This is a genomic window from Arthrobacter sp. K4-10C, from assembly GCF_059090085.1.
Window position 1 is genome coordinate 1 of record NZ_JBNHFI010000006.1, and the last position, 20,827, is coordinate 20,827.

19 protein-coding genes and 1 pseudogene are annotated in these 20,827 nt (G+C 62.3%); 9 read left to right on the forward strand and 11 right to left on the reverse strand.

Going from position 1 to position 20,827, the window contains the following annotated elements; translation table 11 throughout:
- The 6 genes and pseudogenes from AC5RUU_RS09315 to AC5RUU_RS09340 form a co-directional block, all read left to right on the forward strand.
- Positions 1 to 746, forward strand: a 746-nt coding sequence (locus tag AC5RUU_RS09315) for an amino acid ABC transporter ATP-binding protein (RefSeq protein ID WP_493974923.1), incomplete at its 5' end; no start/stop codon positions are given.
- A 3-nt stretch (positions 747 to 749) separates the two neighbouring features.
- Positions 750 to 1,883, forward strand: coding sequence for an FAD-dependent oxidoreductase (locus tag AC5RUU_RS09320; protein ID WP_493974924.1), 1,134 nt, complete (start codon positions 750 to 752; stop codon positions 1,881 to 1,883).
- A 23-nt stretch (positions 1,884 to 1,906) separates the two neighbouring features.
- A pseudogene (locus AC5RUU_RS09325) lies at positions 1,907 to 2,035 on the forward strand (aspartate aminotransferase family protein); the annotation flags it as partial.
- A 132-nt stretch (positions 2,036 to 2,167) separates the two neighbouring features.
- Entirely contained in the window at positions 2,168 to 3,622 is a 1,455-nt protein-coding gene (locus AC5RUU_RS09330) for an NAD-dependent succinate-semialdehyde dehydrogenase (protein ID WP_493974925.1), read from the forward strand.
- Between the two features lie 42 nt (positions 3,623 to 3,664).
- The gene (locus tag AC5RUU_RS09335; RefSeq protein ID WP_493974926.1) at positions 3,665 to 4,420 is read left to right on the forward strand and encodes a GntR family transcriptional regulator; all 756 of its coding nucleotides are present in this window, start codon (positions 3,665 to 3,667) and stop codon (positions 4,418 to 4,420) included.
- Positions 4,421 to 4,444: 24 nt separating this feature from the next.
- Positions 4,445 to 5,107: a GntR family transcriptional regulator gene (locus AC5RUU_RS09340; protein ID WP_493974927.1), complete on the forward strand. Its 663-nt coding sequence runs from the start codon at positions 4,445 to 4,447 to the stop codon at positions 5,105 to 5,107.
- Positions 5,108 to 5,676: 569 nt separating this feature from the next.
- On the opposite strand, the gene AC5RUU_RS09345 is transcribed toward AC5RUU_RS09340, so the two are convergent.
- From AC5RUU_RS09345 to AC5RUU_RS09355, 3 genes are read right to left on the reverse strand one after another with little or no spacing between them, the layout of a single operon-like run.
- On the reverse strand, positions 5,677 to 6,429 hold the full coding sequence (locus AC5RUU_RS09345) for an amidohydrolase family protein (protein ID WP_493974928.1): 753 nt from the start codon (positions 6,427 to 6,429) through the stop codon (positions 5,677 to 5,679).
- Positions 6,430 to 6,485: 56 nt separating this feature from the next.
- The gene (locus AC5RUU_RS09350) at positions 6,486 to 7,502 is read right to left on the reverse strand and encodes an SIS domain-containing protein (RefSeq protein ID WP_493974929.1); all 1,017 of its coding nucleotides are present in this window, start codon (positions 7,500 to 7,502) and stop codon (positions 6,486 to 6,488) included.
- A 34-nt stretch (positions 7,503 to 7,536) separates the two neighbouring features.
- Positions 7,537 to 8,367, reverse strand: coding sequence for an ABC transporter substrate-binding protein (locus AC5RUU_RS09355; RefSeq protein WP_493974930.1), 831 nt, complete (start codon positions 8,365 to 8,367; stop codon positions 7,537 to 7,539).
- A gap of 316 nt (positions 8,368 to 8,683) precedes the next feature.
- Here AC5RUU_RS09355 and AC5RUU_RS09360 point away from each other — a divergent pair, with 316 nt between their 5' ends.
- Complete coding sequence (locus AC5RUU_RS09360; protein WP_493974931.1) at positions 8,684 to 9,517, forward strand: PfkB family carbohydrate kinase; 834 nt, start codon at positions 8,684 to 8,686, stop codon at positions 9,515 to 9,517.
- A 68-nt stretch (positions 9,518 to 9,585) separates the two neighbouring features.
- Positions 9,586 to 10,689, forward strand: a complete 1,104-nt coding sequence (locus AC5RUU_RS09365) for a LacI family DNA-binding transcriptional regulator (RefSeq protein WP_493974932.1) — start codon at positions 9,586 to 9,588, stop codon at positions 10,687 to 10,689.
- Between the two features lie 61 nt (positions 10,690 to 10,750).
- Here AC5RUU_RS09365 and AC5RUU_RS09370 read toward each other — a convergent pair whose 3' ends face one another.
- The 5 genes from AC5RUU_RS09370 to AC5RUU_RS09390 all read right to left on the reverse strand — a co-directional run bounded on the left by AC5RUU_RS09370 (position 10,751) and on the right by AC5RUU_RS09390 (position 15,558).
- Positions 10,751 to 11,932, reverse strand: coding sequence for an NAD(P)/FAD-dependent oxidoreductase (locus AC5RUU_RS09370; RefSeq protein ID WP_493974933.1), 1,182 nt, complete (start codon positions 11,930 to 11,932; stop codon positions 10,751 to 10,753).
- Positions 11,933 to 12,009: 77 nt separating this feature from the next.
- A complete protein-coding gene (locus tag AC5RUU_RS09375; RefSeq protein WP_493974934.1) occupies positions 12,010 to 13,053 on the reverse strand; it encodes a Gfo/Idh/MocA family protein in 1,044 nt (347 codons plus the stop codon).
- Positions 13,053 to 13,835 carry an amino acid ABC transporter ATP-binding protein gene (locus AC5RUU_RS09380; protein WP_493974935.1) on the reverse strand — a complete coding sequence of 261 codons (783 nt, stop codon included), beginning with the start codon at positions 13,833 to 13,835 and terminating at the stop codon, positions 13,053 to 13,055. The genes AC5RUU_RS09375 and AC5RUU_RS09380 overlap by 1 nt, the downstream gene beginning before the upstream one ends.
- Positions 13,832 to 14,620 (reverse strand): amino acid ABC transporter permease, encoded by a 789-nt coding sequence (locus AC5RUU_RS09385; protein ID WP_493974936.1) that lies wholly within the window; start codon positions 14,618 to 14,620, stop codon positions 13,832 to 13,834. Before AC5RUU_RS09385 ends, AC5RUU_RS09380 begins: the two co-directional genes overlap by 4 nt.
- Before the next feature lie 104 nt (positions 14,621 to 14,724).
- Positions 14,725 to 15,558, reverse strand: coding sequence for an ABC transporter substrate-binding protein (locus AC5RUU_RS09390; protein ID WP_493975207.1), 834 nt, complete (start codon positions 15,556 to 15,558; stop codon positions 14,725 to 14,727).
- Positions 15,559 to 15,752: 194 nt separating this feature from the next.
- On the opposite strand from AC5RUU_RS09390, the gene AC5RUU_RS09395 reads away from it, so the two are divergent.
- Positions 15,753 to 16,832: a LacI family DNA-binding transcriptional regulator gene (locus AC5RUU_RS09395; RefSeq protein WP_493974937.1), complete on the forward strand. Its 1,080-nt coding sequence runs from the start codon at positions 15,753 to 15,755 to the stop codon at positions 16,830 to 16,832.
- Here the strand turns inward: AC5RUU_RS09395 and AC5RUU_RS09400 are convergent.
- The 3 genes from AC5RUU_RS09400 to AC5RUU_RS09410 all read right to left on the reverse strand — a co-directional run bounded on the left by AC5RUU_RS09400 (position 16,829) and on the right by AC5RUU_RS09410 (position 20,814).
- Positions 16,829 to 18,187 carry a right-handed parallel beta-helix repeat-containing protein gene (locus tag AC5RUU_RS09400; RefSeq protein WP_493974938.1) on the reverse strand — a complete coding sequence of 453 codons (1,359 nt, stop codon included), beginning with the start codon at positions 18,185 to 18,187 and terminating at the stop codon, positions 16,829 to 16,831. The genes AC5RUU_RS09395 and AC5RUU_RS09400 overlap by 4 nt on opposite strands.
- Before the next feature lie 74 nt (positions 18,188 to 18,261).
- A complete protein-coding gene (locus AC5RUU_RS09405) occupies positions 18,262 to 19,212 on the reverse strand; it encodes a carbohydrate kinase family protein (protein ID WP_493974939.1) in 951 nt (316 codons plus the stop codon).
- Between the two features lie 18 nt (positions 19,213 to 19,230).
- Positions 19,231 to 20,814: a glycoside hydrolase family 32 protein gene (locus AC5RUU_RS09410; RefSeq protein ID WP_493974940.1), complete on the reverse strand. Its 1,584-nt coding sequence runs from the start codon at positions 20,812 to 20,814 to the stop codon at positions 19,231 to 19,233.
- Between the last annotated feature and the right edge of the window lie 13 nt (positions 20,815 to 20,827).

Here is a 20,827-nt window from a genome sequence, read left to right on the forward strand (position 1 = left end):
TTGCCCAGAAAATCCGAAAGTCCTTCGGCCCCAAAACGGTCCTGAAAGACATCAACCTGGAGATCGCCAGCGGTGAAATCTGCTGCATCATCGGACCTTCCGGCTCCGGCAAGTCCACCATCCTGCGCTGCATCAACGGCCTGGAGACCGTCGACTCCGGCGTGCTGAAGGTCAACGGCGAGGACTTCGGCTACTACGAAACCGACACCGCCTACCACGCCCTGCCGCCCAAGAAACTGGCCCAGCAGCGCACCCGGGTCGGCATGGTCTTCCAATCGTTCAACCTCTTCCCGAACATGACCGCCCTCGAAAACGTCATGTCCGGCCCCGTGCTGGTCAAGGGTGCGGACAAGAAGCAGTCGGCCAAGCGGGCCAACGAACTGCTCGCCAGCGTCGGCCTGGCCGGGTTCGGGGACTACTACCCCGCCCAGCTCTCCGGCGGACAGCAGCAGCGCGTCGCGATCGCCCGGTCCCTGGCCATGGACCCGGAAATCATGCTCTTCGACGAACCCACCAGCGCCCTGGACCCCGAAAAAGTCGGTGAAGTCCTCGCCGTCATGAAAGACCTCGCCAAGAAAGGCATGACCATGGTCGTCGTCACCCACGAAATGGGCTTCGCCCGCGAAGTGGCCGACTCCCTGATCTTCATGGACGACGGCTACGTCGTTGAACGCGGCGACGCCCGCGAAGTCCTGACCAACCCCCAGGAAGCCCGCACCAAGGCCTTCCTGGACCAGGTGCTGTAGACCATGGACGGAAAACTCGCAGTCATCGGCCTGGGCAGCATCGGATCCATGGCCCTCTGGCAGGCCTCCCGCCTCACCGATTCCGTGGTCGGGTTCGAAGCGCAGGTCCCCGCCCACGGCCGCAGCGCCGTAGGCGGGGACACCCGCCTGTTCAGCATGCTCTACCGCGGCGACCCCGGCTACTACCCAATCCGGAAGCGTTCACGCAGCCTCTGGGCCGAACTCGAAGCCGAAACCGGCCAGGACATCCTCACCCGCACCGGCGGCCTGTCCATCGGCACCAAAAACGGGGCCTACATTTCGGGCCTGCTCGACACCACCAGGACCAACGGCGCCGAGCACGAAATCCTCTCCCGCGAAGAGATGGCCCAACGCTACCCGCAGCACAACCTCCGCCCCGACGACATCGCCGTCTACGACCCCCACGCCGGCGCCCTGCGCACCGACCGGGCAGTCACCGCAGCCATCGCTGCAGCGGAAGCGAACGGGGCCACCATCCACACCAACACCCCTATCGACAGCATCACCGAAACCAAAGACGGCGTGCTCATCACCTCCGGCGACAAGACCTGGACCATCGAAAACGTCATCGTCTCCTCCGGCGGCTGGTCCCAGAGACTCATGCCCGGCTACCTGAAGGCAGCAACGGAAACCAGGCGGCTCATCCTGACTTGGTTCGTCGCACGCGACGGAGCGGAGTTCTCCCCGGAGAAATTCCCCATCTTCACCAGGATGTACGAGGACCGCTCCATGTACGGGGCACCCGCCGTCGACGGCGTAACCGTCAAGGCAACCCTGGACGGCCGCGGCCGAGCAACGCCCGATGCGGGAAACCTGCCCAGGGAACTCACTCCCGCCGAAATCACCGATACCGTTGACACAGTCTCGGAGTTCTTCCCGGGCCTGTACCCGAACATCGTTCGGTCGGACGCGTTCCCGGACCTTTACACCAAGGACAAGAATCCGCTGGTGGGCTGGATGGAGGAGGGTGGCCGGATCTACTGCGCGACCGGATTCTCCGGGGGCGGTTTCAAGAACGCCACCGGCTTCGGCGAAGTCGCCGCGCACGAAGCCCTCGGCAAGCGCTCCTTCGACGGCCTCGACTTCGTGCGGCCCCAACGGTTCAAAACCAGCTAACCGATCCACGAAAGTGCACAGCTATGGCAACTCTTAGTTCCCTCCTCAAGCAGGCCACCCTTGTCGTCGTTGACCACGCGCTCGGCAGCTGGATCCACGCGACCGACGGCAAGAAGTACCTCGATTTCACCACTGGAATCGGTGTCACCAGCCGCACGGCAACGTCGTGCGCATCATCCCGGCGCTGAAGGTGACCAGCGAGATCCAGACCGGCCTGATCAGGTTCACCCAGGCCCTGAAAACCGCCACCTCCTAATATCTCTCCTACCTTTTGAAAGCGTGACATGAGCTCCTCATTCGACCCTTCTGGTCTTCACACGGAACTGTTCATCGATGGCGCCTGGCAGAAGGCCGCCAGCGGCGCCACCTTCCCGGTGGAGAACCCGGCCACCCATGAGATCATCGCCCACGTCGCCGACGGCGGTCCCGAAGATGCCACTCTGGCGATTCAGGCTGCCGGCCGGGCCCAGGCGGCGTGGGGCAAGTCCACACCTCGGGAACGGGCTGACATTCTGCGCCGGGCCTTCGAGCTGGTCATTGCCAACACCGACCGGCTCGCGGCCATCATGACCGCCGAGATGGGCAAGCCCCTCGCCGAGGCAAAGGGTGAGGTGGCCTACGGCGCCGATATGCTTCGCTGGTTCTCCGAAGAGGCCGTCCGCATTGGTGGAGACCACACCACCTCCGTGGACGGCAACACGCGGATCATGATCACCAAGGAGCCGGTCGGCCCGTGCGTGCTGGTCACGCCGTGGAACTTCCCGCTGGCCATGGGCGCGCGCAAGATCGCCCCGGCCGTCGCGGCCGGCTGCACCATGGTCTTCAAGCCCGCCGAGCTGACACCGCTGACGTCCCTCGCCCTGGTGCAGCTCTTCAGGGAAGCAGGCCTTCCCGACGGCGTCCTGAACGTCGTCACCACCGCCAGCGCCGCTGGTGTGGTGGAGAACTGGACCAGCAGCGGCATTGCACGCAAGATCAGCTTTACCGGCTCCACCGGGGTGGGCAAGATCCTGCTGCGCCAGGCGGGCGAGAACGTGATGCGTTCCTCGATGGAACTGGGCGGCAATGCCCCGTTCATCGTCCTGGCCGACGCGGACATCGAAAAGGCTGTCGACGGGGCCATGAAAGCCAAAATGCGGAACATGGGCGAGGCCTGCACCGCGGCTAACCGCTTCTTCGTCCACCGCTCAGTCGTGGGTGAATTCAGCGAAAAGTTCGCCAAGAAGATCTCCGAACTGCAGGTAGGCAACGGAGCCCTGGCCGGGACCGAGGTGGGGCCCCTGATCGAACAGAAGGGCCTGGACAAGGTCGAAAGCCTCGTCGCCGACGCGGTATCCAAGGGCGCACGCGTCCTGACCGGCGGAACCCGCCCGGAAGGCCCGGGATACTTCTACATGCCCACGGTCCTCACCGACGTCTCCCTGGATGCCGAGCTGATGAGCACCGAAATCTTCGGTCCGGTAGCAGCCATTACCGCCTTTGACAGCGAAGACGACGTCCTCCGCATCGCCAACGACACCGAATGGGGTCTCGTTGGCTACGTATTCACCGAAAACATGGGCAAGGCACTCCGTTTCTCAGCAGAACTGGAAGTAGGCATGGTCGGACTCAACACCGGCACCGTGTCCAACCCCGCGGCACCCTTCGGAGGCATCAAGCAATCAGGCCTCGGACGCGAAGGCGGCAAGATCGGCATCGAGGAATTCCTCGAGTACAAGTACACGGCAATACCAATCTAGAAACATGCAGCACGGCCAGGCGGGAGATGAGGTGGGATGTCAATGGCGGCACCAGAGGGATCGTTTGTCCTGGAGGGAAGAACCACGGCGCAGATGATCGCTGACCAGCTGCGGGAAGAAATCATCCAAGGGGTTATCCGGCCAGGGCAACAGATCAACGAATCCCTCCTGGCGCGTCAGCTCAACATGTCCAGAGGTCCCCTCCGGGAAGCGCTACAGCGGTTATGCCAGGAAGGAATCCTCATCAGCCGCCGCAACTACGGGGTGTTCGTCCTGGAAATAAAGACGCATGACCTCAGGGAGATCTACGAGGTTCGTGAGTCCGTGGAATCCGCCGCCGCCAGCAGGCTGCTGAAAGGCAGCCGGCAGCAGGTCAAAAGCACCTGCCAAGTGCTCCGGAAAATTGTGGGCGAAATGGCGCAGCAAGTGGCCACTTCCGACTGGCAGACGGTGGCACGGCTGGACATGCAGTTCCACTCAGCCCTCGTTGCCGGCACGGGTAATTCCCGTTTCATCAGGATTTACAAGACACTCGCGGCTGAATCAAGGATGTGCATCCTCGACCTGGAAGTCTCCTACCCTCGGATCGACGTATTGGTCCAGGAACACCAAAACATCCTGGATCTGTTGGAGGCTGGCGACAGGAAAGGTCTCCTCGAGGCCATCAGACGGCACATGCAAAAAGCCGTCGAGGACCTCACGGCAACGCAGCAGGACAAACCCATCCACGACTCAAGGCTAATCCTGCCCCCAGTTCCTCGTCCTGGCAGGAATAGGACATCCGCGCCCGCGGTATAATCGACAATCGACAGAGGGGGCCCGATGGACAGCAAGTTCAAATGGCAAGAACAGCGGACGACGACGCCCGACGGCGTGTACCGCGTGCTGCGTACAGCCATCCTGGACGGGACGGTGCCTCCGGGGGAACAGCTACGCGAGACGCACATTGCTGCCGACCTCGGAATCAGCCGGTCTCCGCTGCGTGAGGCGCTGACCCGGCTTGAAGAGGAGGGGCTGGTGGTGAAGATCCCCTTCAAGGGATCGTTTGTTGTGGAGGTGAGTGCTCGCGACGTCGCCGAGATCGCGTCAATTCGAATGCTTGTCGAGCCTTACGCCGCTGAACTGTCAGCCGCGACGTTGCGCGGTCCTGAGCGGCTTCGGTTGAAGCAGACCGTCGAGGAACTTTACCGGGCCACGGACACCAACGATATCCCGGCCAGCGTTGACGCTCACCTTCGCTTCCACAGGCTATTCTACGAATTCTCGGGGAACGCGGCCCTGCAAGCCATGTGGAACGGTTGGGAGAACAAGCTGCGCCTCTACTTCGCGGTGGACCATCCGACCTATAGCGACCTCCACGAAATCGCCGTTGAGCACGAGAGGCTGGCCGAGCATGCTTTGTCGGGTGACATCGAATCCTTCCGTCAGGAGATGGAGAGCCAGTTCCACAATGCGCTGAGGGCGGGAAATCCCAACCAAGCGTAAAGGGTATACCCTTGACGGCTCCTGCGGGCATTTGAACGCAAATCGGCCGTGGCCCTGCGTCCCTGGCGCGCGCCGATGCGCTCCGCCCTGGAAGCGGAACCTATTGCCTCCAGGCCGCTATCGCCCTATGCCACGCGACCGCCCGCAGGTTCGAAGAAACAGACTGAAAGAAGATCGTGCTGCTCTATGAAGCCCTTGGACGCCTCGCACCCAGCCCCGTCGTCGAACTCAACCACGCCGTAGCGGTTTCCAACGCCAGCGGCCGCCGGCCTAAAGATCGTGGAGCGCCTCGCCCCCGCGGGCACCCTCCGCCGCAGACACCTGCTGCCCAGCATCCGGGGAGTGCTGCTCCCAAAAGCAGTTCGATTACCTCGCGCCTGCTCCTGTCCCTGATGCTGGCCTGTTGGAGCAGGACCGGGCTTAGCGCCAGCCTCGGGGGCAGGGACCACCTTGGCAATCCTGCCGTGGCTGTTCGTAACCCCTGGGATGGCGGCGGTCCTCTTAGCCATCCGGCGGGATCCGGGGGAGCTTTGTGGATGTCCTCAGCAGTCCTCGTGCCCTTCGGCGAGCTATGCATTCAAGCTGTAAAAGCGCGCCCCGTTGCCGTAAAGGGCGAGACTCGCGTCGTCGGCAAGAATGTCCGCAACAAGTTCCAGGTCTGCTGGTTGGAATGGCACCCGGGCTCTCGTGCTGGGAAGGTCTGTTCCGAACATTAGGGCTTCTGGGTTCTCTTGGTGAATCTCCCGGACAGTGGAGGCGACGTCGAGCTGGACCCGGCCGAACCCCGTGGCCTTCACCCTAACGCCACCGGACACGAGGCGGAGCAGCACGTCGCGGTGCACCGAAGTCATGCCTAAGTGATCGATGCTCACCTTCGGAAGTGCTGTGATGACCGGTTCCAACTCGACCAGGTCATCCGCGTCGAGATAGAACTCGACGTGCATCCCTGCAACATCCCATGCCCGCCGCCCAAGTGACGAAACACTTTCCAGTTCGGCCGAGCCGCCACGGTAGAGATTGAACCGAACGCCACGGACTCCCGCTTCAGCGAGACGAAGAAGTTCGTCATCACTTGTGTTCTCGGCAATATTGGCAACGCCCACGAAGTTAGGGCCAAGCGTTGCCAGCGCGTCCGTCAGATAGCTCTGGTCGAAGGCCTGGAATGAACCCGACACCACAGCACCGCCCGTGACTCCCAGATCTGAAACGGCCTGCAGATAATCCGTCGCCGTGAACTCGGGCGGCAGGTATCCGTTGTTTCGCACGAGCGGGAAGCGGGAATCGATGATGTGGAAATGGCTGTCGAAGACCTGTCGAGTCATTGTGGCTCCCTCGCTACGTGGATTGTGCGCCTCCGACCCTCATTCTGTCAGGTTGGCTAGTACGCGAACTGCCACATGTAGCGGCGTCCTTCCAGTGAATACCCCCGTACCGCTGCATAGTGGGCGGCAATCCGGAACGCAATGGTGTAGAAGACCAGCGGGGCTACGAACGCCCGCATTTCCTGGGGAATTCCGGGAAGCTCGAGTTCACGGCTGTCCACCCGGAAGGTCTCCCCGCTGTACTCCTCAAGGAAACGGTCAGCGCGTTCCGCCATTGGACGAGTCTCGTCTTCGCCCAGGTACAGGATGCTTTTGGTGGTTTTGTCAAAGACCTCGAACGGGCCTTGGAAGAACTCGTTTGCGTTGATGGTTGCCGCGTGCATCCACTGCATTTCCTGCAGGAAGCAGCTGGTGAAAGTGGTGCCCATGCCCTGCAATGAACCCGATGCGATGAGGTACGTTACGGGAACGTCCTTCATGTTCTCGGCGATTTTGGCGGCGTAGGGCTCGAACGCGCGAACCGCGGTTTCGGTGGCGCCTGGTAGTGCAGCCAGAGCCGAGAGCTCTGCGGAAACGCTCTCGCCTTCGCGTTCCAGAATGGCGAGGGCGAGCAGTTGCAGGAGGATCTGGTTGCCGTCCCCGTTCTTGCCTACTAAGGCCGTGTTGACTGCCTGTGCCAGGGTACCTTCAGCGTTGAGGGTCACTGCCACGACGGCGGCCCCCCGCTCCTGCGCCCAGGAGGCTGCCTTTGCGGTTTCTGGGGTCATGCCTGCAGCAGAGAAGGTGATGACCAGAGCGCCCTGCCCCACTCCGGGTGAGGCACGGTAGTAAAACTCATCAGAGTTCACGGAGGTCACCGGCGTTGTGGCGCGCCGGTCCAGGAAGTACTGCACGGCGTGGAGGCCCGAAAGTGAGCCTCCGGCGCCGACAAGATAAACCCTCTTTAGCTCCGGCAGGCCGGATACGTATGACCTGATGTCCGGCCAGAGGGTCAGGGCGTGCTCCTGTGGTTCGCGGATGTTGCCGGGAATTTCTTTGACAGGCTGTATTCCCATGAAGGTGCCGTCGGTCATTGTTTGTGCCTACTTTCTTGTCCGGGCGTGGCGCTTACTTGTTTGCGGAGGGTGCCGGTGTTGCCGTCTGCTCGGCTTTGGGCAGGTACTGTTCGGGCATCGGGGAGCCCGGGAACCACTTCTGGTAGAGCGTTTTCCAGGTGCCGTTTTCCATGGCCTCTGCCAGGGCCGTGTTCAGGGCCTCCTTGAAGGCGGTCTTGTCCTTGGCGAGGGCGAAACCGGCCGGTGCATCGAAGGAGGGGATGTCTGCAACGCTGACCAGGCCGTGCTGCTCTGTGTAGTCCTGTGCGGTTTCGTAGTCCAGGAAGTGGGCGTCGGCTGAGCCGCTGTTCACGGCTGCGATTGCGGAGTTGTTGTCCGGGAAGCGGACCAGGTTCGCGGTGCTGAAGTTCTTTACTGCGTAGGCTTCCTGCAGTGTTCCCTGGACCACGCCCAGCCGTTTGCCGGACAGGCCATTGGCGTCCTTGATGCCGGAGTCTTTGCTGGTCAGGACCGTCAGGTAGCCGGCGAGGTAGCCGTTGGAGAAGTCCACGGTTTCCTTGCGCTTTTCGGTGATTCCGATGGCGGCCACGCCGACGTCGAACTGGCCGTTGGCCACTGCGGGAAGGATTGCGGAGAAGTCCTGGCCGGTGAAGACGACATTGTCCACTCCGGCCCGCTTCGCTACGTCCTTGAAAAGCTCGACGTCGAAACCGGTGAAGTTACCCTGCGCATCTGCAAAGGCATAAGGCTTCAGATCCCCGACGCTGGCAACCCGGACAGTGCCCGGCTGGATCAGCCCGTAGGAGTTTTCCCCAGAGGGGGACGACGGGGAATTGCCGCCGCATGCAGTGGCAATGGTGGCGAGCAAAGCAGCTGAGGCCATTGCAACGCCGAGGCGGAACCTCTTTGAACGATAGGTGGGCATTGCTTTCCGATCTGTGAAAGTGATAGCCATCCCGGGGCCGTACGGGTCGGGTGCTGATGCTTGGATGTGAGAGCGTTATCAGATACGTCAACGCTATAGCCCACATTTCTGCTCGTCAAGAGCTGGGTGAATCGCGAAGCTGTCAGCACTTGCATTCCTGACATGGCGCGGTTTTCAAGGGTTTGATGCCGGCGAGGCGGTTACCTGCACTTCGAAATGTGGGTCGACATTCTGCGAACGTTCTCTTACGCTCGTACGTATCTACTTTGGAGGCATGATGGTTTCGATCCTGACAGCGAGGGACAACGTCGTTGACTGCTACCTGGATGAGGGGCAGGCTTTTGCGGGCGGTAACGCCTTGAACGTTGCGGTCTTCGCCCGGCGCGCGGGAGCAAGAACCGCCTACGCCGGCACCGTTGGAACGGATCCTGCCGGAGCTCTGGTCTTGAACGCCCTGAACTGTGAAGGCGTGTCCACGGATTTCCTGCAGGTCCGGCGCGGGAGTACCGCTTATTGCGTGATTGGCCGGAACAACGGGGACCGGGTGTTCCGGGAAGTCGGGCTAGGGGTCTCCCATGCTGAATTCGATGGCGGATTCGTTTTACCGGCATCTGGTTTTGATGCTGTCCACCTCAGCGTCTCCAGCCACCTTGAGGATGTGGCGCCCAACCTCGCCTCTGTTTCCCGCCTGTCCTTCGACTTCTCGACCAACAGGGATGCCGCCCTGCTCAACGCGGTGGCGCAGCACTGTTATCTCGCATCCTTCTCCGGAGGAGATCTCAGCGGGCCCGAGGGACTCGGTCTGGCCCGCCACGCCATCGCCCTGGGTGCGACCTGGGCGCTGGTAACACGTGGAGCAGACGGCGCCGTCCTGGTGAACCGGGACCACTCCTACGGCGCTCCAGCGGCAAGCACCATTTTGGTGGACACCCTGGGGGCCGGTGACACCTACATCGCCAACGTTTTGACTGCGCTCCTGCAAGCAAGAAACCCACATGAAGCCTTGGCCAAAGCGTCGGAAGCCTCCGCACTCACATGCAGCAGGCTCGGAGCGTTCGGGAAAGGAGAAGCCCTCAGCGCCGTGCCACTGCCGATACATGGAAGGTAAGCTACTGAGGCCCGGCTCGGGGCTGCGCACAGGCAGCCCGGAACCCGCCCGATCACGGAAAGACTGCCATGCCGCCACCGCCCAGGATCACCATCACCCAGGTCGCAGCTGAAGCCGGTGTCAGCACTGCTACGGCCGGGCGGGTCCTTGGCGGTTACGGCTATTCCAGCGACGACGTCACAGCCCGGGTGCAGGCTGCAGCCCGAAAGCTGGGCTACAAGCCCAACACGCTTGCCCGAAGCCTCGTCACCGGCCGCAGCCAAACCATTGGCGTAGTCGCCGCTGACATCGACAACGCCTTTTACGCCCGCGTCCTGCGGGGGATAGGGGACGTGGCAAGGTCCCGCGGCTTCGGCGTCATCCTCACCAACAGTGATGAGAACCTTGAACGCGAAATGGAAGCCGTTCAGCTTCTCCTCGAAAAACGCGTCGATGGGCTCATCATCACCCCCTGCGACGTTCAGGGATCCGAACATCTCCGCAGCCTGATAGCCGGAGGCTGTCCAGTAGTCCAAATAGACCGGGCAGCTCACCACCTGGCGGCAGACTCGGTGACAGTGGACAATCGCGGCTCCGCCCGCGAAGCTGTAGCCCACCTGCTGAAAGCAGGCCACAGGCGAATAGGAATCATCGCTGAACTCGAGCAAATCGAAGATGGCAGCCTTGAGGACTTTGTCTCCCAGGCGGCCTTTTCCCCCGTGACCGCGCAAACGCTCTATCCAAGCTGGCAGCGGCTACTCGGATACCTCGACGCCCACCGGGACGCCGGCATCCCCGTGGAGACCCAACTCATCCGCCGCGCTGGAGCCTACTCATCAGATGCCGCACGTCACGAGGCCATCCGGCTGTTTGAGTCCAGCCACCGGCCTACCGCCGTCTTCACCGCCGACGGAACCATGTCCCACGGACTGATGCAAGCCATCGCAGACCTCAAAATCGAGGTCCCTGGCCAAGTTTCGGTCGTCTGCTTCGATGACCTCGACTGGATGACATTCATGCAACCGGCTATAACTTCAGTTCACCAGCCTGTGCACCGCATCGGCTCAATGGCAGCGGAGCTTCTCCTTGCCAGGATCGCCGGTGAGACATCCGTACCGAAACATAACGTCTTGGAAGCACGGCTCAATATCCGAGACTCGGTGGGCCCTCCTCCGGACCAAGCAGAGAACTAGAGTCGCACGTACACAGGGCGGGGAAGTGGTGGAGTGGCGGTGTCCACCACATCCCGCGCTGCTAGTTCTGGTGCACGGGGGCCCAGGCGCCCGTGCTCACTGCCTCCGGCGCGGGCACGCCGGTGTCGAAGCGGTCGAGGCGGAAGGACTTCAGTACCGGGGACGGGGTTCCGGTGAGGATTTCCTCGGCGAGGAGCTCACCAAGGATAAGCCCGAGCGTTGCGCCGGAGTGAGTGAACACGGTGTGCAGTCCCGAAATTGAAGGCACCGGACCCACTACCGGTTCGCCGTCGCCCGGAATGGGTTTCAGTCCTGCTCCTACGCGTTGCGCGGTCAACTTCGGGTTCCCGGCCAGCACCTTTGATGCCTCCTCGAGCAAACCCTGCACCGATTCATCCGGAACAGTGAACGAGCCGTCGTCCTCGACAACCACCGACTGTTCTGCCCAGTCCGCATCGAGCACGAGCCGGCCGTCGGGTGTGGGCCGCACCGCGACGCGTGGGGTGTTCAGCACCGTTGTCACCTTGCTGTCGATCGGATCGGTGTACAGCACGAAGGCTGCGGGTGTGGCATCTGGAACCGTTACGCCCAGGGCGGCGAGCTGGGCCGGAACGTCACCGCCGGTGGCCAAAACCACTTGGTCGGCAGCCAACCGCGTCCCGTCGCCGAGGATCACACCGGCGGCGGCGCCGTCCTGCACGTCAACGCGCACATCGCCGGCGTGCTCGACGACGCGTGCGCCCTTGGTCACCGCTTCGGCAACCAGGGCAGGGATGAAGTCGGGCATGTTCACCCAGCCTTCGCCCGGGTTGTAGATTGCGCCTTCTTCGGCCACCGCCTCCGCGTTCACGTCCGGCGCGATCCGGGCAACATCGGCACGGTCGATCCAGTGAGAGTCGTACCCCGTTGAACGCTCGAAGGCGAAGGTCTCGCGGAATGTTTCCTTGGGGCTGGCCCACTTCATTGCGCCGTCGAACCGGATGTAGCCTCGGCTTTCGGGGTGGTGCGCGCTCCAGGTCCGGTAACGGTCGATGGCAAGCATCCGCAGGTAGTGGTATTCCGCGGAGCGGGCACCCGATGAGTTCAGCCACGCGATCGAGCGGCCCGAGGCCCCGCTCGCGAGCGGTCCGGCTGTTACAAGTGTCACCTGGGCGCCGCCTCGTGCGAGGTGCATGGAAGTCGATGCGCCAAGGATGCCGCCGCCGATGACGACGACATGTTTGGCTGGAATTGTGGAGGACATGGTTCTCCCTTTCTGGGTGTACGTGATTTGCGCAGGGCGGGGAGGGCCTGCGCTGCGCTGCCCGGTTTCGGCTCCGGTTAGGCGAAGGCGTGAATTTTTTCGATGGTCCGAAGGACTTCAAGGGACTGGGCTGGATTGACCGGCACGGTGCCCTCGCCGCGAAGTGCGGCAGCCAGTTCTGAGTAGAACCGGGGGTAGGCCCCGGTTTCGGCGGGAACGCTCGTCGTGGAACCGTCGAGCCCCAGGACCCCCCAAGCGTCCTGGGGCTCCACACCGTACGAGGGGTCCAGCGGGGACATACCCGCTGCGAGGGCAGGTTCCTGGTGGTCCAGTCCCCATTTGGTGTAGCCGGACTTGGAACCCAGGACGTGGAAGCGCGGGCCGACCTGCGCTGCCATTCCGTTCATCCAGAGCCTGGATCGGACACCTGATTCATGAAGCAGTGACACGAAGGCCTCCGTGTCAGCTCCGTCCGGATGCGGGCCGTGGTTCGCCGTCTCCCCGTAGCTTTCGTCGACCGCACCGAACAGTTGGACGGCCTGGTCGATCAGGTGGGCGCCGAGATCGTGGAGGATCCCGCCGCCTTCCGTCAGGGAAGCGGTGTCGCGCCAGTTTCCGAACCCTTCGGGCCGCCACCATTCGAAGCGGGACTCGAAGCTGCGGACCTCGCCCAGCGCGCCTTCCCGCAGCAGCTTTTTGAGCGTCAGGAAATCAGCGTCCCACCGGCGGTTTTGGAAGACTGTGAGCTGGACGCCGGCTTCAGCGGCCTGCGTGATGAGGCGTTCGCCTTCAGCCGATGTGGTGACGAACGGCTTGTCCACCACCACATGGAGGCCCTGGGCCATCGCTGTCGAGGCCAGGTCGAAGTGGGTGAGCGGCGGGCTTCCGAGGATTACCAGGTCAAGATCGCTGGAGAGGGCGAACAGGTCCTCCGCTGTTGGAACGACCCGTGCCTGGGGGTAAAGCCTGGCCGCCTCCGCGGCGCGGGCTGGATCCGCTGTGACAATGGCGTCCAGCGAGTAGCCAGGGTCCGCTGCAATGAGCGGCGCGTGGAAGACTTTGCCGGAGACGCCGAATCCCACGACGGCGGTCCGTATGGGTGAGGCTGCAACTTCCCGCATCAGAGTACTTCTGAGAGGAAGCGTTGGAGGCGTTCGCTCTTGGGGTTGTCGAAGAGGTCGGCAGGGGTGCCGGCTTCGACCACCTCGCCTTCGTCCATGAAGACGACCTGGTCCGCCACCTTGCGGGCGAAGCCCATTTCATGGGTGACGACGAGCATGGTCATTCCGCGGCGTCCGAGTCCTGCCATGAGGTTCAGGACGCCTTTGACCAGTTCCGGATCCAGGGCGCTGGTGGCTTCGTCGAACAACATGACTTCGGGTTCCATGGCCAGGGCGCGGGCGATGGCGACACGCTGCTGCTGTCCGCCCGAAAGGTCCCGCGGGCGGTGGTCTGCGCGTTCGGCCAGACCCACTTCTGCCAGCCGGCGGCGGGCGCGTTCGCGCGCTTCCGCTTTGGGCATGCCCTTCACACTCCACAGTGCCAGGGCTACGTTTTCCAGGGCGGTGTGGTCCGGGAAGAGATTGAAGTGCTGGAACACCATGCCGATGCGGGCTCGCAGGATGTCTGGGTTGACTTTCAGCGCGCTTTCGCCCGCCAGGAGCACGTCTCCGCTCTTGGGCTCATGCAGGCGGTTGACTCCACGGAGGAGGGTGGACTTGCCCGAACCGGAAGGCCCGATGATGCAGGTGGTGGTTCCCGGTTTTACGGTGAGGTTGACGTTGCGGAGGACCTCGATGTCCCCGTAGGCCATGGTGAGGTTCTTCAGTTCCAGGCTGGAACCGTGAAAGGTCTCGATGTCTGGGGCTGCGTTGTTGCGTGAGGTGTTGCTGGCGAGGCTCATGTGTTGCTCCCGGTGATCAGAGGCGAGGACGCGTCGAGTTCTTTGACTTCCTTCAGGCCGCTTGTGGGCGCTGCGGGGCGGCGCCGGCCGGTGCGGAACCTGTTGTCGAAATAATTGACCAAGTGGGTCAGAGGCACTGTGATGACGAGGTAGAAGATGCCTGCCATGACCAGCGGCGAGAGGTTGCCCGAGAGGACTGCAGCGTCCTGGCCTACCCGGAAGAGCTCGCGTTCGCTGACCAGCAAGCCCAGGAAGTAGACAAGGGAGGAGTCCTTGACGATGGCGATGAACTGGTTCACCAGAGCGGGCAGCACCCGGCGGATGCCTTGCGGGATTACCACCAGGGCCATGGACTTGGCGTAGCTCATGCCCAGGGCGCGGCAGGCCTCGCCTTGGCCCTTGTCAACGCTTTGGATCCCTGCACGGAAGATCTCGCCGATGTAAGCGCTGGCGATCAGGCTCAACGCGATGATGCCCAGGGGGTACGGCGAGGGGCCGAAGACCGACTGGCTTAGCCGGGCGAACCCCTGGCCGATGAGCAGGATGGTCAGGATCGCGGGCAGGCCGCGGAACAGATCAGTGTAAATCCGGGCCGGAACGCGCAGCCATTTGGAGGGGGAGATGCCCATAATGGCGATCACCATGCCCATGATGACGCCCAGGATGGTTGCCGCGATGGAAATGATCAGGGTGTTCAGGAGCCCGACTCCGAGGAGTTGCGGGAAGACTTCGGCCATCGCATTGAAGTCGAAAAAGGTGCGGATGATGGTGTTGAACCAGTCCATGGTTGCTCTCAGACGTAGTTGGCTTATGAATCCCGGGCGGACCGCGAACGACGGTCCGCCCGGTTGGTTGCAGCCGGCTGGTTCCCGGCTGTTCGCTTAGGCGCTTACTTGTTTGCGGAGGGTGCCGGTGTTGCCGTCTGCTCGGCTTTGGGCAGGTACTGTTCGGGCATCGGGGAGCCCGGGAACCACTTCTGGTAGAGCGTTTTCCAGGTGCCGTCTTCCATGGCCTCTGCCAGGGCCTTGTTCAGGGCCTCCTTGAAGGCGGTCTTGTCCTTGGCGAGGGCGAAACCGGCCGGTGCATCGAAGGAGGGGATGTCTGCAACGCTGACCAGGCCGTGCTGCTCCGTGTAGTCCTTGGCCGCTTCGTAGTCCAGGAAGTGGGCGTCGGCTGAGCCGCTGTTCACGGCTGCGATTGCGGAGTTGTTGTCCGGGAAGCGGACCAGGTTCGCGGTGCTGAAGTTCTTTACCGCGTAGGCTTCCTGCAGTGTTCCCTGGACCACGCCCAGCCGCTTGCCGGACAGGCCATTGGCGTCCTTGATGCCGGAGTCTTTGCTGGTCAGGACCGTCAGGTAGCCGGCGAGGTAGCCGTTGGAGAAGTCCACGGTTTCCTTGCGCTTTTCGGTGATTCCGATGGCGGCCACGCCGACGTCGAACTGGCCGTTGGCCACCGCGGGAAGGATTGCGGAGAAGTCCTGGCCGGTGAAGACGACATTGTCCACTCCGGCCCGCTTCGCTACGTCCTTGAAAAGCTCGACGTCGAAACCGGTGAAGTTGCCCTGCGCATCGGTGAATGTGTATGGCTTCGAATCACCCAGGCTGGCAACCCGGACAGTGCCGGGCTGGATCAGCCCGTAGGGATTATCGGCTGAGGACTGGGCGGGAGTTGACCCCCCGCAGCCGGACAGTGCCAGGAGAGCCGCGACGGCGGCCGCGACCATGGCCGCCGGGCGGAAGTTGAATCGTGTGCTCAAGGTTTTTCCAATCGTGGGAAGCGGGGTGGCCCTTGGGCCTTTACTGGTATTGCTTGCTGAGTCCGGTCTCAAGAGCTAGGGTTGAGACCGGACTCACATTTGGGTTGGTAAAAATGTAACTCAAGCCACATCGGCCGTCAAGGCCTCATGGAAAGGCAGAAATGAGCAGCAACAATTCCAGGCGCCGTGACGTCACGGTCGCGGATGTGGCTAGGGCGGCCAATGTCTCCAAGGCGCAGGCCGCACGCGCGCTCGGCAATTACGGGGCTGTGAGCGACGACGTCCGGGAGCGTGTCCTGGCCGCCGCCGAGGAACTTTCCTACCGCCCGAATGAACTCGCCCGCAGCATGAACACTGGAAAATCGCACACGATAGGTGTGGTGGTCGGTGATATCGAAAACCCACACTTTGGCCTGGCCACCAGGGGGATCACCGACACCGCAAAGAAGGGCGGCTACAACGTCATCCTTGTGAACACCGACGAGGAACAAGCCGCGGAAGTCGATGCTGTCCAGGTTCTGCTGGACAAGCGGGTGGATGGCCTTATAGTCGCCCCTGCGTCATCTACCGACACAGAACATTTACAGCGCATTTGCGAGACGGGGCGGCCATTGGTCCTGCTTGACCGCGCAGCCAACGGGGTCGCGGCAGAAACCGTCGCTGTCAACATGGCGGGTATCTCCTACGAGTCGACGAGGTACCTGCTGGACTCTGGCCACCGCAGGATTGCCTTCATTTCCACGTTGAAGTCTGACTCGCCGTTCAGCCCGGCCACTCAGGTGGATTCTTCACAGATTTCCGAGCGCCTGGACGGCATGTCGCGGGCATTTGAGGAAAAAGGACTTGCGTTTCCCCACGATTTGGTCCGGCTCAATGCCGGCGATGAAGACTCCATCCGAAACATCACGCGTGAACTCCTCGTCCTTCCGGACCCGGCGACGGTCGTCGTGCCGTCAGATGGACTGATCGCCCTCAGCGTGCTGGGGGCCATACAGGAACTTGGACTCTCGATCCCCGACGACGTCTCATTCCTCATGTACGACGACTTCGCATGGACACGCCTCACCACGCCGCCCCTGACAGTCATTGCCCAGCCCGTCTATGACATGGGCGTCGCCGCTGCCGCTGCTTTGATCCGGCAGATCGAAGGACGGAAAGTAGCCGACATGCCGCCCGCCCTTGAAGCGCGGCTAATACAACGAGGCTCAGTAGGGCCCGCCAAAGTGCTGTCCAACTCCTAGGCCGGCGCCGCCGCCTGGAAACCGACCGTGGGCGTGGCCCTAAAGGCGTTAACGGCCCTATCTGCGATAACTTGGGCATCGCTTCCGGAATCAAGGATCGTATTCCGGGCTGATTCGGAATCGACCATCACGGCCGTAACGGCGAGGCCGTCCGAAGCCTCAGTGGTCAACAGGGCGTCCACCTGGGCCGAGAAGCAGGAGTCACTCGACTTGGAGTGAACGTCCATGGCCACCACGTGGTTGTTGGAGACGAAGTTGCCCACCCCCGCCTTCAGCCGGATGATGACAGGCGTCGCACCCGCCGGACGGATGCTTCGTGAGTCGATGACCTCGGAGAAGTGGTTGCCGACGACGGAGTTGTTGCTGCCGCTGACACAGAGAAGTCCGTTGAGGTCGTCCAGTCCGTTGTCGACTCCCAGGAAGGGCGTCCAGGGCTCCTGGTCCCGCAGGAAATGATTCGTGGCCACCAGGTTTTCCGAACTGTTCGCTGCGAGAATCAGCATCCCGGGGTAAAACGAATGCAAGCGGTTGTTGGTGACGCTGGAACGCGTGACGCCGTCGAGATGGACGCTGCTCGCCCCACGGGGGAAGACGTTGTTCGCAGTTACCAGGAGCCCGCCATGGTTCTGGGCGTAGATCGAGTGACCCTTGAAGCCTGCTCCGACCAGGTTGTCGGTGATCTTTGATGCCTGCCCCCACCCGCGCAGCTCGATGCAGCTTCCGCATTCGGCGATGAAGTTGTCGTGGATGGACAGCGCGTCCGCGTTGTAGATAGTTAGAGCGTGCTCAAGGTAGACGAACCCCATGCCGTTTATGCGGAATGAGTCATTGGCGTTCGCGACGTAGATACCGGTCTTGCCGTTGACGTAGGTGTTCTCCGGATGCATCCCCGAGCCATCCGGGTTGAAGTGCAACCCGTCGATGCAGAAGTTGGAGAACTCGACCGAGCTGATCCGCGGGCTCCCGCTTCGCTCAATGTAGAAGGCGGCTCCCTTGGATTCCTCCCCGTCCCCGGCGGGGGGAAGGTCGACGAGAATGCGGCTCCCGCCGGGCCACAATTCATGCAAGTCGGGCCATTCGTCTTCGGGAAGGTTGAACCGGATGCTCGACGACGTGAAGCCGTGTCCCGAGCCCTGGATCCGGAGGAAGCTGACGTCGATCACCACCTGCGTACGAAGGTGGTAGTCCCCCGGCGGAATGTAGATCACCGCTCCTGGCTTTCCTCCATTGTTCACATCGGCGGCGGTCTGCCGGTCCTTGATGTCGGCGATGATGCTGTTGATTACTTCACCGACGTCCTTGGACGGATTGCCGACGGGCCACGTAGTCACGTCGTAGTAGTTGTTGCTGGACATAGGTTCTTTCCTTGGGTTGTACGTCAGATGGATTTTGGAGACCGGGGGCACATTCCCGGGCGCCTGCACCGGGTTCATTGGGCCGCCGGTTGATGCTCCGGGAGTTCCTTCCGTAGTTCCTCCGACGTTGGAGGGTGGGCGCCTGCGCGGCGCACTGTGATGGCCGCTGCCCTGGATGCCAGGCGGCCCAGCGACTCCAGCGCCGGCGGTGCCAGGCCATCTGCTCCGCGCATGAGGATTCCATAGATCAGGGCAGACATATACGCGTCGCCGGCCCCGATAGTGTCGACCACGGCAGACTTAAGCGAGGGAACGACTACCCGCGCCCCTCCCGTTGTGAGCATGGATCCCTTCGCTCCCATGGTGACGGCGACGAGTCCGGCCCCAAGTTCAAGGATACGTTTTGGGATGTCTTCCAGGGATAGCCGCGGATAGAGCCACAGTGCGTCCTCGTCGCTGAGTTTAACTACCTCCGTGAACGGGACGAGTTCCTCGAAGATTGTTGTTGCCTCAGATTGGCTGCCAAGCAGTGCAGGGCGGATGTTGGGATCGTAGGTGACCACACAGCGTTTATGTGATCGCTTGAGAAGCTCTCTTACTACTGCGGCTCCCGGCGCCAGGAAGGTAGCTATCGAGCCGGTGTGCAGGACTTTGGGAAGGGTGGCCGGAGCGGTCCGCGGGAGGTCCCACCGGATGTCGAAGTCATATTGTGCCGACCCATCGGAAGCCAGAACCGCAGTCGCCGTAGCGGTTCCGCCACGGCCCTTGGAACCGGGCCAGAGATTAACACCGGCGTTGCGAAGGTGCTTCTCGATAGCGGCGGCATGGTGGTCGTCACCGATCGAGGTCAACAATGCGGTGTCCGCACCCAGCCGTCCGAGTCCGTAGGCAACGTTTGCAGGTGATCCCCCCGGGTGTTCCACAGTGCCTTGGGGAGAGACAACTATGTCCACGAGGGCTTCACCGACGACGAGGACATCAGTGTTCGGTGCGGAGTCATCACGGGTGTGCTGGACTGTTGGCATTATGGACCTTTCCTAGGGTTAGGCGAGTGTTGAGACCGCGAGCTTCAGGAGTGTTGCCGAGCCTCCCTCAGCCGACAGCCAGTTCTCCGGGTTTTCGGTTTCGGGGAAGATGAGATCAGTCAGGACCACCTTGCCGCCCTGGCCGAATACTTCGACCGAGCAGTGGTCCATGACGATGAGTAGTTTGAGCACACCGTTTTCAAGGTCAACCGGTGCTGATTCCACCGAGGCGAATTTTCCGTGAAAGCGGGTGTTTCCTGATTGCCTGCGGTCAAGCATGAGTTGGCCGCTGGTTGCGTTGTAGCTGAGAACGGTGCCCTCGCTCCCGTCGCTGCTTCCGAAGAGCCGGAAATCGAGACGTTCGGCGCTTCCGGGCAGTATCTCCGCCTCGATGATCTGGGCGCGGCCGGGTACCGCATGCGGCAATCGGAGGGCCGAATTTCGCAGCTCAAAGCTGTCTGCATTCATTTGGTCCATGGCAGCAGGCGGCTCCTTTCCTGCGGAGAGGCCGGCCAGGACCGGTTGCTGGACCAGACGGGCCGAGCCGTTGACTGCTGTGAGGCGCACTTCGCGGGCGAGGGTCATCGAGGACCGCCAGGGGGCGGTGGGCAGGTCATTGGCGTAGTCCCAGTTGTTCATCCAGCCGATGATGATGCGCCGGTCATCAGGGGCGTTGCTAAAGGATACGGAGGCGTAGCAGTCCCGTCCCCAGTCCAGCCACAGGCATTGCTGCAAGGCTGCAGGACCCGCCTTGGGGTCGGGGAGGGAGGACAGGCCTGCTGGCGCCACGAGCGAACCGGCGTCCGGGAGGAAACGCGCGCCGTCGAACTGCCCGATGAAGTACTGGCCGCCGGAACCTCCTGCCACTGCGCCGGGGTTAACGTTGACGATCAGCACCCATTTGATGTTGTCCGGGTCCCCGTCCACAGCCAGGGGAAAGAGATCGGGGCACTCCCATTCGCCGGCGTCGGCGTTGGCCGGGCCGAAGTCGCTCAGGAAGTCCCACGATTTGAGGTCTTCCGAACGGTAGAAGACCACCTTTTGGTGCTGCGCTTCGACGGCGACCATGACCCAGCAGGCACCGTGGTCCCCTTGATAGCGGAAGACCTTGGGATCGCGGAAGTGCGCGGAGTTTCTGGTGAGGACAGGGTTCCCGTCGTATTTTCGCCACGTCATTCCTGCGTCTGTGCTGTAAGCCAGGGACTGGGCCTGCGTGCCGCTGTGTTGGGACCCGACCTTGTAGGCACTGGTGTAAATGGCTACGAGGGCAGGCGCGTCCCCCGTGCCGAAACCGGACGTGTTGCCGTGGTCGACGACGACACTCCCCGAGAAGATGTCCTCTGTCTCGTCGCAGGCAATGGCAACGGGGTGTTCCGTCCAGTGCAGCAAATCACGGGAGGTGGCGTGGCCCCAGGACATGTTGCCCCAGACGTTGCCGTACGGGTTGTTTTGGTAGAAGAGGTGGTACAGGCCGTCGTGGAATACGAGGCCATTGGGGTCGTTCAGCCAGGTATCCCTTGCCGTGAAGTGGATGGCAGGCCGGAACCTGGAGGTTCCGGCCGGGACTGTTTCAGGGCGTACGGCATCAAGGCAACTGGACATGTCTGGCGTTCCT